Annotated in this window: 8 protein-coding genes; all 8 read left to right on the forward strand. The window is 67.0% G+C overall.

What is annotated here, in order from left to right; all coding sequences use genetic code 11:
• The first annotated feature begins 264 nt into the window (after nucleotides 1-264).
• The gene (locus A7D27_RS22245; RefSeq protein ID WP_069561615.1) at nucleotides 265-1,665 is read left to right on the forward strand and encodes a polynucleotide adenylyltransferase PcnB; all 1,401 of its coding nucleotides are present in this window, start codon (nucleotides 265-267) and stop codon (nucleotides 1,663-1,665) included.
• 1 nt (nucleotide 1,666) lies between these two features.
• Complete coding sequence (gene folK / locus A7D27_RS22250) at nucleotides 1,667-2,176, forward strand: 2-amino-4-hydroxy-6-hydroxymethyldihydropteridine diphosphokinase (protein WP_069566115.1); 510 nt, start codon at nucleotides 1,667-1,669, stop codon at nucleotides 2,174-2,176.
• Between the two features lie 103 nt (nucleotides 2,177-2,279).
• On the forward strand, nucleotides 2,280-3,080 hold the full coding sequence (panB, locus tag A7D27_RS22255; RefSeq protein ID WP_044403339.1) for a 3-methyl-2-oxobutanoate hydroxymethyltransferase: 801 nt from the start codon (nucleotides 2,280-2,282) through the stop codon (nucleotides 3,078-3,080).
• Nucleotides 3,077-3,937 carry a pantoate--beta-alanine ligase gene (gene panC / locus A7D27_RS22260; RefSeq protein WP_069566116.1) on the forward strand — a complete coding sequence of 287 codons (861 nt, stop codon included), beginning with the start codon at nucleotides 3,077-3,079 and terminating at the stop codon, nucleotides 3,935-3,937. The genes panB and panC overlap by 4 nt, the downstream gene beginning before the upstream one ends.
• Nucleotides 3,938-3,988: 51 nt before the next feature.
• Complete coding sequence (gene panD, locus A7D27_RS22265) at nucleotides 3,989-4,369, forward strand: aspartate 1-decarboxylase (RefSeq protein ID WP_003457244.1); 381 nt, start codon at nucleotides 3,989-3,991, stop codon at nucleotides 4,367-4,369.
• 82 nt (nucleotides 4,370-4,451) lie between these two features.
• Nucleotides 4,452-6,116: a glucose-6-phosphate isomerase gene (pgi, locus tag A7D27_RS22270; RefSeq protein ID WP_069566117.1), complete on the forward strand. Its 1,665-nt coding sequence runs from the start codon at nucleotides 4,452-4,454 to the stop codon at nucleotides 6,114-6,116.
• A gap of 356 nt (nucleotides 6,117-6,472) precedes the next feature.
• Entirely contained in the window at nucleotides 6,473-8,410 is a 1,938-nt protein-coding gene (acs, locus tag A7D27_RS22275; protein ID WP_069566118.1) for an acetate--CoA ligase, read from the forward strand.
• Nucleotides 8,411-8,516: 106 nt separating this feature from the next.
• Nucleotides 8,517-9,392 (forward strand): oxygenase MpaB family protein, encoded by an 876-nt coding sequence (locus A7D27_RS22280; RefSeq protein ID WP_069566119.1) that lies wholly within the window; start codon nucleotides 8,517-8,519, stop codon nucleotides 9,390-9,392.
• Nucleotides 9,393-9,476: the final 84 nt, after the last annotated feature.

Here is a 9,476-nt window from a genome sequence, read left to right on the forward strand (position 1 = left end):
AATCCGTTTGCTCTTGACCCTCGACTCGAGGGCATATCCAGAGATCACGAATCTGCTGGTACGGGTCAAACAACAAGAACAGCAAGCCCGGCTCAATAATAAAAACAAAGCACGCACCAGTTTGGGGGGGAGCTTCGGCTCCCCCAGTAGCTTTGACACACTCCCGCCGCTTCCTTCACCATCCCCCCGCCCAGTGCTAGAATCCGCGCCCATCGTGCGGTCTCTCATTCATTCCGGCCGCCCATCCCACACACAGTGCCTCCCATGCTGAAGAAGCTGATCCAGTCCTTTCGCTCTCCCCTGCGCCGCACCCAGCATCCCCGCAGCACACCTGAAGTCCTGAGCAACCGCCAGCACGCGCTGGACCGCGCGGACATCAGCCGTAACGCGGTGAACGTCGTGGAACGCCTGCAGAAGGCGGGCTACCAGGCCTACCTGGTCGGCGGCTGCGTCCGTGACCTCATGCTGGGCCTGGACCCCAAAGACTTCGACGTCGCCACCAACGCAACCCCCGAGCAGGTGCGTGCCGAGTTCCGCAATGCCCGGGTGATCGGCCGCCGCTTCAAGCTGGTCCATGTGCATTTCGGGCGGGAAATCATCGAGACCGCGACCTTCCGCGCCAACCACCCCCAGGGTGATGACGAAGACAGCAACCAGTCCTCGCGCAACGAAAGCGGCCGCATCCTGCGTGACAACGTCTACGGCAACCAGGAAGAAGACGCGCAACGCCGCGACTTCACCATCAATGCCCTGTATTACGACCCGGTCACCGAGCGCGTGCTCGACTACGCCCACGGCGTACACGACATCCGCAACCGCCTGATCCGTCTGATCGGCGACCCCGAGCAGCGCTACCTGGAAGACCCGGTGCGTATGCTGCGAGCCGTGCGCTTCGCCGCCAAGCTGGGCTTCGAGATCGAGAAGCACAGCGCCGCGCCGATCCGCCGCCTGGCCCCCATGCTGCGGGACATCCCCTCCGCACGCCTGTTCGACGAAATCCTCAAGCTGTTCCTCGGCGGCAAGGCCGAGCGCACCTTCGAACTGCTGCTGGAGTACGACCTCTTCGCCCCCCTGTTCCCGGCGGCTGCCGCCTCCCTGGAGCGCGACCCCGAGTACGCTGGCGCCCTGATCCGCCAGGCCCTGGCCAACACCGACGAGCGCATCCGCCTCGGCAAGCCGGTCACCCCGGCCTTCCTCTTCGCCGCCCTGCTCTGGCCGGCCTTGCCCGTCCGTGCCGCCCTGCTGCAGGAAAAGGGCATGCCGCCGATCCCGGCGATTCAGGAAGCCGCCCACGGCCTGATCCTCGAACAGTGCCAGCGCACCGCCATTCCCAAGCGTTTCACCATCCCGATCCGCGAAATCTGGGACATGCAGGAACGCCTGCCCCGCCGCAGCGGCAAGCGTGCCGACCTGCTGCTGGAGAACCCCCGCTTCCGCGCCGGCTACGACTTCCTCCTGCTGCGTGAAAGCGCAGGCGAGGAAACCGGCGGCCTGGGCGACTGGTGGACCGACTACCAGGACGCCAGCGACAGCGAACGCCGCGCCATGATCCGCGACCTCAGCAGCCGCGACGAAGGCGGTGCCGCACCGCGCAAGCGTCGCCGTGGCGGCGGTCGTCGCAAGCGCGGCCCCCGCAGCGAAGGCAGCGCCCCGGCTGGCGAATAAGATGGAGCGCGTCTACATCGGGCTGGGCAGCAACCTGTCGGACCCAGCCAGCCAGCTGCGCAATGCCCTGGCGGCCCTGGCCGTACTGCCTGACACCCAGTTGAGTGCCGTATCGTCCCTGTACTCCAGTGATCCCCTGGGCCCGCCTGACCAGCCCCGCTACAGCAACGCAGTCGCCGCGCTGGACACCGACCTCGCGCCTCTCGACCTGCTCGACGCCCTGCAGGCCATCGAGTTGTCCCAGGGACGTGTGCGCAAGGACGAGCGTTGGGGCCCGCGCACCCTCGACCTGGACATCCTGCTGTTCGGCCAGCGGCAGATCGACGAGCCGCGCCTGCAGGTCCCCCACTACCACATGCACGCCCGCGCCTTCGTGCTCTATCCCCTGGCCGAAATCGCACCCGACCTCAAGCTGCCCGACGGTCGGCCGCTCCAGGCCCTGCTGGATGCCTGCCCCAACGCCGGACTGGAGCGTATCGAGGCCCTTTCCGCGCTGACGGTAACGCCGTAACAGCTCGGTAACACCTGCAATTGACACCATGCCCCCCCATCGGGACTATAAGCGTCCCGTTGCCCCGTACCGGTACAGAATCGGTACCGATGAGGACGTTTTCATGCCTGATGTGACCCTGACCACCCTTCAAGAGCTGAAGCAGAAAGGCGAGAAAATCGCCATGCTCACGGCCTACGACGCGACCTTCGCCCAGGCCGCCAGCCAGGCGGGCGCCGACGTCCTGCTGGTGGGCGATTCCCTCGGCATGGTCCTGCAGGGCCATGACAGCACCCTGCCCGTCAGCGTCGCCGACATGGCCTACCACACCGCCGCCGTGAAGCGGGGCAACCAGGGCTCGCTGATCATCACCGACCTGCCGTTCATGGCCTACGCCACCCTGGAGCAGACCTTCGCCAACTGCGCCGCGCTGATGCAGGCCGGTGCGCACATGGTCAAGCTCGAAGGCGCCGCCTGGCTCGCCGAGCCCATCCGCCTGCTGGCCGAACGCGGCATCCCGGTCTGTGCCCACCTCGGCCTCACCCCCCAGGCGGTGAACATCCTCGGTGGCTACAAGGTCCAGGGCCGCCAGGAAGCCCAGGCGCGCCAGCTACGTGCCGACGCCATGGCCCTGGAACAGGCCGGCGCCGCCATGCTGCTGCTGGAATGCGTGCCCAGCGAACTGGCCGCTGAAATCACCCAGTCGGTGAAGATCCCGGTCATCGGCATCGGCGCCGGCAGCGCCACCGACGGCCAGGTGCTGGTCCTGCACGACATGCTCGGCCTGTCCCTCACCGGCCGCACGCCCAAGTTCGTGAAGAACTTCATGGAAGGCCAGACCAGCATCCAGGGCGCCCTCGCCGCCTACGTCCGCGCCGTCAAGGACGTCACCTTCCCCGCCGCCGAGCACGGATTCGCCGCATGATCACCGTCAAGAGCGTCCGTGAACTGCGCGCGGCCGTCACCCGTGCCCGCAGCGAAGGCAAGCGCATCGGCTTCGTCCCCACCATGGGCAACCTGCACTCGGGCCACGTCGCCCTGGTGGAGAAGGCCAGCCAGCGCACCGACTTCGTGATCGCCAGCATCTTCGTCAACCCGCTGCAGTTCGGCCCCAGCGAAGACCTCGCCAAATACCCACGCACCCTCGCCGCCGACCAGGAGAAGCTGGTGGCCGCCGGTTGCCACCTGCTGTTCCACCCCGACGTGGAAGAGATGTACCCCGACGGCATGGACGGCCAGACCCGCGTCAACGTTCCTCTCGTTTCCGAAGGCCTGTGTGGCGCCAGCCGCCCGGGCCACTTCGAAGGCGTCGCCACCGTGGTCAGCAAGCTGTTCAACATGGTCCAGCCGGACCTCGCCGTGTTCGGCGAGAAGGACTTCCAGCAACTGGCGGTGATCCGCAAGCTGGTACGCGACCTGAACATGCCCATCCAGATCATCGGCGAGCCCACCGTCCGTGCCGAAGACGGCCTCGCGCTGTCCTCCCGCAACGGCTACCTGAATGCCGCCCAGCGCGCCATCGCCCCGACCCTCTACGCCACCCTGCGCCAGTTGGCAGAGGACGTCCGAGCCGGTCGCAGCGACCACAGCGCACTACTGGAAGGCGGCCGTAACGCACTCGCCAACGCCGGCCTGCGCACCGACTACCTGGAACTGCGCGAATCCCATACCCTGCGCACCGCCCAGCCCGGCGACCGTCACCTGGTGCTCCTCGCCGCGGCCTACCTCGGTAACACCCGACTGATCGACAACCTCGCCTTCAACCTCGACGACAACGCCTGACCCGTGCAGGGTCCCGCTAGAGGACCCACCGGACACAAGAAGGAAATCGCCATGCACGCCATCATGCTCAAGGCCAAGCTGCACCGCGCCGAAGTCACCCACGCCGTCCTCGACTACGAAGGCTCCTGCGCCATCGACGGCGAGTGGCTCGACCTCGCCGGCATACGCGAGTACGAACAGATCCAGATCTACAACGTCGACAACGGCGAGCGCTTCACCACCTACGCCATACGTGGCGAGAACGGCTCGCGGATGATCTCGGTCAACGGCGCCGCCGCGCACAAGGCTAAGGTGGGCGACCGCGTCATCATCTGCGCCTACGCCCACTACAGCGAAGCCGAGCTGGCCAACTTCAAGCCGCGCATGCTGTACATGGCCCCGGGCAACGAACTCAGCCACACCAGCAACGCGATCCCCGTCCAGGTGGCCTGACGCCCGCACGCTAGACTCCAAGCCCGGAACACTCCGGGCTTTTTAGTGTTCATACCCTCGATCACTGTTTGAAAGGCACCTCATGAACCACCACCTGACACCGCTCGACGTCACCCGCCTGGACAGTTGGAGTGCCCTGCGCGCGCACCGCGAGCAACTCGCCGGGTTCAGCATGCGCCAGGCATTCCAGGATGACGCCGAGCGCTTCAAGCGCTTCAGCCTCAGCGCCTGCGGCCTGCTGCTGGACTACTCGAAGAACCTGGTGCGTCCCGACACCCTTGCCCTGCTGGTGAAGCTGGCCGAAGAGGCGCAGCTGGGTGAAGCCATCCAGGCCATGTTCCGCGGCGAGATGATCAACGCCTCCGAGCGTCGCCCGGTGTTGCACACTGCCCTGCGCCGCCCCATTGGCGACAAGGTCCAGGTGGACGGCAAGGACGTGATGCCCGAGGTGCACCGCGTGCTGCACCAGATGACCGAACTGGTCGGCTACGTGCACAACGGCCTGTGGCGCGGCTACACCGAGAAGCCCATCACCGACGTGGTGAACATCGGCATCGGTGGCTCCTTCCTCGGCCCGCAGTTGGTGTCCGAAGCGCTGCTGCCGTTCGCCCAGAAGGGCGTGCGCTGCCACTACCTGGCCAACGTCGACGGCAGCGAATTCCGCGAGCTGGCCTGCAAGCTCAACGCCGAAACCACCCTGTTCATCGTCTCCAGCAAATCCTTCGGCACCCTCGAGACCCTGAAGAACGCCCAGGCCGCCCGCGCCTGGTACCTGGCCCAGGGCGGCAGCGAGCAGGAGCTGTACCGCCACTTCATCGCCGTCTCCAGCAACAAGGAGGCCGCGCTGGCCTTCGGCATTCGCGAAGAGAACATCTTCCCGATGTGGGACTGGGTCGGCGGGCGCTACTCGCTGTGGTCGGCCATCGGCCTGCCGATCGCCATGTCCATCGGCATCTCCAACTTCAAGGAACTGCTGTCCGGCGCCTACAGCATGGACCAGCACTTCCAGACCGCCCCCTTCGAACGCAACATCCCGGTCATCCTCGGCCTGCTCGGCGTCTGGTACAGCGACTTCTGGGGCGCCCGCAGCCATGCGGTCCTGCCCTACGACTACTACCTGCGCAACTTCACCGACCACCTGCAGCAGTTGGACATGGAGTCCAACGGCAAGAGCGTGCGCCAGGACGGCACCCCGGTGACCGCCGGCACCGGCCCGGTGATCTGGGGCGGCGTCGGCTGTAACGGCCAGCACGCCTACCACCAGTTGCTGCACCAGGGCACCCACCTGATCCCGGCGGACTTCATCGTCCCGGTGTCCAGCTACAACCCGGTGGCCGACCACCACCAGTGGCTGTTCGCCAACTGCCTGTCCCAGAGCCAGGCGATGATGCTCGGCAAATCCCGCGAGGAGGCCGAGAACGAGCTGCGCGCCAAGGGCCTGGACGAAGCCGAAGTGCAGCGCCTGGCACCACACAAGGTCATCCCCGGCAACCGCCCCAGCAACACCCTGGTGATGGAGCGCATCAGCCCCCGTCGCCTGGGCGCGCTGATCGCCATGTACGAGCACAAGGTGTACGTGCAGAGCGTGCTGTGGGGCATCAACGCCTTCGACCAGTGGGGCGTGGAGCTGGGCAAGGAGCTGGGCAAGGCGGTCTACTCGCGCCTGGTGGGCAGCGAAGAAGCCCCCGCCGAGGACGGCTCCACCCAGGGCCTGATCGACTTCTTCCGCGGCCGTCACCGCGGTTGATCGAAGCACCCCGCCGCCCGGCGCGGCGGGGTGTCAGCGACAGAAGCGCCCGCGGTACTCGCTGGGCGTACCCCCCCAGAGCCTGGACGAAGGCGCGGCGCAGGTTGTACTCACTGCCGAACCCGGTTTCCAGCGCCGCCCGCCTCAACGCCCCTCCCCCGTTTCCAGCCGCAACTGCAGCACCAGCCTTTCCGAACCGGCCCGGGATCCTGCTGGGCGACATCCGCGCACGCTATCGCAGCGCCACTGCAGCCCAACTGGAATATCCCTACAAGCCCCTTCGCGCCCCTTGAAGGCGGCCCGGCGTTGCAGGCAACCTTGTCGCCATCTCGGCAAACAACAACAAGGAATTCGCCATGTACGAGATCAGCCTTCACCCCGTGCCTGAAGACGTGCGCCAACGCGCCCATATCGACAACGACACCTACCAGCGCCTCTATCGCCAATCCGTGGATGAGCCCCAGACCTTCTGGAGCGAGCAGGCCACCCGCTTCCTCCACTGGTTCAAACCCTGGGACGAGCTGCACCACAGCGACCTCGCCAAGGGCGAAGCGCGCTGGTTCAAGGGCGGCAAGCTGAACGTCGCCTACAACTGCATCGACCGCCACCTGGACACCCGCGCCGAGCAGATCGCGATCATCTGGGAAGGCGACAACCCCACCGAATCCGCCCACATCACCTACCGCAAGCTGCACAGCAACGTCTGCCGCCTGGCCAACGTGCTCAAGGCCCGCGGCGTGAAGAAGGGTGACCGGGTGTGCATCTACATGCCGATGGTGCCCGAGGCCGCCTACGCCATGCTGGCCTGCGCGCGCATCGGTGCCGTGCACTCGGTGGTGTTCGGCGGCTTCTCCCCGGACTCCCTGCGCGACCGCATCCTCGATGCCGACTGCCGTGCCGTGATCACCGCCGACGAAGGCGTGCGCGGCGGCAAGTACGTGCCGCTGAAGCAGAACGTCGACAAGGCGCTGAAGGAGTGCCCGGACGTGTCCACCGTGGTCGTGGTGCGACGCACCCAGGGCGAGGTGGGCTGGGTGGAAGGCCGCGACCTCTGGTACCACGAGGCCCTGCAAGGCGCCGCCGAGGCCTGCGAACCGGAATGGATGGACGCCGAAGACCCGCTGTTCATCCTCTACACCTCCGGCTCCACCGGTAAGCCCAAGGGCGTGCTGCACACCACCGGCGGCTACCTGCTGGGCGCGGCGATGACCCACAAGTACGTGTTCGACTACCACGAGGGTGACATCTACTGGTGCACCGCCGACGTCGGCTGGGTCACCGGCCACAGCTACATCGTCTACGGCCCGCTGGCCAACGGCGCCACCACCCTGGTGTTCGAGGGCGTGCCCAGCTACCCGGATGCCTCGCGCTTCTGGCAGGTGATCGACAAGCACAAGGTCAACATCTTCTACACCGCCCCCACCGCCCTGCGCGCCCTCATGCGGGAAGGCGAGGAGCCGGTGCGCCGCACCGACCGCAGCAGCCTGCGCCTGCTCGGCAGCGTCGGCGAGCCGATCAACCCGGAAGCCTGGGAGTGGTACTACAACGTGGTCGGCGAACGCCGTTGCCCCATCGTCGACACCTGGTGGCAGACCGAGACCGGCAGCATCCTCATCACACCGCTGCCAGGCGCCACCGCCCTCAAGCCCGGCTCCGCCACCCGGCCGTTCTTCGGCGTGCAGCCGGCGCTGCTGGATGAGAAGGGCCACGAGATCGAAGGCCCCGGCTCCGGCGTCCTGGCCATCAAGGCCAGTTGGCCGAGCCAGATCCGCACCGTCTACGGCGACCACAAACGGATGATCGAGACCTACTTCTCCGCCTACCCCGGTTACTACTTCACCGGCGACAGCGCTCGCCGTGACGAGGACGGCTACTACTGGATCACCGGCCGCATCGACGACGTGATCAACGTCTCCGGCCACCGCATCGGCACCGCCGAAGTGGAAAGCGCCCTGGTGCTGCACGACGCCGTGGCCGAGGCCGCCGTAGTGGGCTACCCCCACGACCTCAAGGGCCAGGGCATCTACGCCTTCGTCACCCCGATGAAGGGGCTGGAGCCCAGCGACGAGCTGAAGAAGGAACTGCTCGCCCTGGTCAGCAAGGAGATCGGCAGCTTCGCCAAGCCCGAGCTGATCCAGTGGGCTCCCGGCCTGCCGAAGACCCGCTCCGGCAAGATCATGCGGCGCATCCTGCGCAAGATCGCCTGCAACGAGCTGGAGAACCTGGGCGATACCTCGACCCTGGCCGATCCTTCAGTGGTGCAGAACCTGATCGACGCCCGCCTCAACCGCTGACCCCACGCCACCCGCGCCCGGCCGTCGCAAGGCGGCCGGGCGCTTTCATTCCGGCAACATGCCGCTGCTTGTAGCGGAGCGCGAGTACGCTGTAGCGTTGCCCGCCATGAACCTCATACGCACCCGCATCGAACGCCAGATCCACAGCCTCACCGGCGCCTCCCTCGGCCTGCTCGACCTGGAGAACCCCAGGGGCGACCCCGGCCTGTTCGGCCCCGACTCCGTGGTCTGGCGGGTACACGGCGACTTCACCTCGATGATGACCGGCGGCATCAGCGCCCTGCTGCTGCAGATGCTGCACCCCCTGGCGCTGGCCGGCGTATGGGACCACTCCAACTTCCGCGAGGACATGCTCGGCCGCCTGCGCCGCACCAGCCTGTTCATCTCCGGTACCTCCTACGCTGGCCGCGAAGACGCCGAGCGGCTGATCGAGAAGGTGAAGGCCATCCACCTGCAGGTGACAGGCACCGCCCCGGACGGCCGTTCCTACGCCGCCAGCGACCCCGACCTGCTGACCTGGGTGCACGTAGCGGAAGTCAGTTGCTTCCTCCAGGGCTACCTGGCCTACCTCGACCCGACCCTCTCCCCGGCCGACCAGGACCGCTACTACGACGAGATCGCCCTGGTGGCCGAACGCCTGGGCGCTCGCGACGTGCCGCGCTCGCGCCAGGCCATCGCCGCCTACCTGGAGCGGATGCGCCCGCAACTGATGTGCGACGAGCGCACCCGCGAGGTGGTCCGCCTGCTGCGCAACGCCCCGGCCCCCAGCGCCCTGGCCAAACCGATCGGCCACCTGATGATGCAGGGCGGGATCGCCCTGCTGCCCGACTGGGCGCAGAGGCTGCTGGGCCTGGAACTGCCCGCCTGGCAGCGGCCGCTGGTGCACAGCGGCGTGCAACGCACCGCCTCCATGGTGCGCTGGGCCATGCGCGACAGCGCCGCGCACAAGGCCCGTCGGCGCATGGGGCTGCCCACGTACTGAGTAGCTGGTTGGCGCACGTTCGCTGTGCGACCATTGCGACCCTTCCGGTCACAGACTGATCTGCTCCGCTGATTCGAGGACTTG

This window comes from Pseudomonas sp. 1D4 (genome assembly GCF_001728925.1).
In the GTDB taxonomy this organism is placed as follows: Bacteria; Pseudomonadota; Gammaproteobacteria; order Pseudomonadales; family Pseudomonadaceae; genus Metapseudomonas; species Metapseudomonas otitidis.